The sequence below is a fragment of the Actinotalea ferrariae genome, assembly GCF_019733465.1.
GTDB lineage: Bacteria > Actinomycetota > Actinomycetes > Actinomycetales > Cellulomonadaceae > Actinotalea > Actinotalea ferrariae_A.
In genome coordinates this window covers 1-1,174 of sequence record NZ_JACVQL010000410.1, presented here as the reverse complement: position 1 = coordinate 1,174, position 1,174 = coordinate 1, and the positions used below count along the sequence as shown (strand labels likewise).

2 protein-coding genes are annotated in these 1,174 nt (G+C 77.3%); both read right to left on the bottom strand.

The annotated features are described in order from the left end of the window. Positions 1-195 (bottom strand): hypothetical protein (locus tag ICW40_RS20445; RefSeq protein WP_221655806.1); only part of this gene is annotated, 195 nt, incomplete at its 3' end. A 126-nt stretch (positions 196-321) separates the two neighbouring features. Then, the coding region (locus tag ICW40_RS20440) for a 3-methyladenine DNA glycosylase (RefSeq protein ID WP_221655805.1) at positions 322-1,174 on the bottom strand (853 nt) is incomplete at its 5' end.

Here is a 1,174-nt window from a genome sequence, read left to right as displayed (position 1 = left end):
GGCGAGCACCGACGCCGCGACGAGCGCGAGGCCGCGTGCGCGTCGAGCCCGGCGGAGGGGCGTCGTCGGGCGCGCGGAGCGACCGACGGCGCTGCGGTCGGCGCGCTCGCTGCGGTCGGTGCGCGTGTGCCCTTCCCTGCCCCCCGCGGCGTCGTCGTCGAGGTGGACGTCCACCATGCCGTCCGGCCGGCCCATGCCGCGAGCGTACGTCCGCCCCCGCGCCGCCACCCGTCCGCCCGCGACGGCCCCCACCCGTCCGCCACGACGGCCCCCACCGGCTGCGACGAACAACGGCGCGCTCGAGGGGGGTCCGGATCTCGGTCAGACGGCCCGTCGTTCGAGGGCGCGGGCGTCGACGGCGGCGCAGACGTCGATCAGCCGCCGGCGCAGGTCCGCCGAACGGGCGGCGAAGGCGCGCTGGCGCGCGACGTACTCGGCCTTGCCGTGCGGCGTCTCGATCGCCACGGGCTCGTAGCCGAGGTCCGCGAGGTCGTACGGCGACGCCTGCATGTCGAGGACCCGGATGTCCGAGGCCAGCGCGAAGCAGTCGAGCAGGAGCTCGCCCGGGCAGGCCGGGCCGAGCTTGAGCGCCCACTTGAGGCAGTCCATGTTCGCGTGGAGGCAGCCGGGCTGCTCGAGCGCGACCTGCGTCTCGCGCGTCGGCTGAAGCCGGTTGAGCGGGACGGCCTCGGGCGTGAAGAAGCGGAAGGCGTCGATGTGCGAGCACCGGACGGGGTGCTGCTCGACGACGGCGTCCGTGCCCGCCGACCCCAGGCGCAGCGGCAGGTCGTGCCGTCGCCGGTCGGCGCCGCGGTAGACCATCGCCCACTCGTGCAGCCCGAGGCAGCCCGTGAAGGCCGGGCGGGCCGCCGTCGCCGTGAGCAGCCGGTGGACGTAGCGCACCGTCTCCCCGCGCGCGGCGAGGAAGGCGTCGACGTCGAGGTGCACGACGCCGTCCGTGGTCGCGTACCAGCGCCAGCCGGCCTGCGGCGGGGCGCCCTCCTCGGCGGGACGCGCGCCGCCGGCCGAGACCTCGAGCCCGGTGCCGACGCCGGGGTGCCAGCGGCGCAGCTGCGCGGGCCGGGTGCCGTAGTACTCGTAGAGGAAGTCCTCGACGGCGTGCCGCTCGCCCGCGGCGCGGCGCGCGCGGTGGCCCGCGGTGAGCGCATCGGCC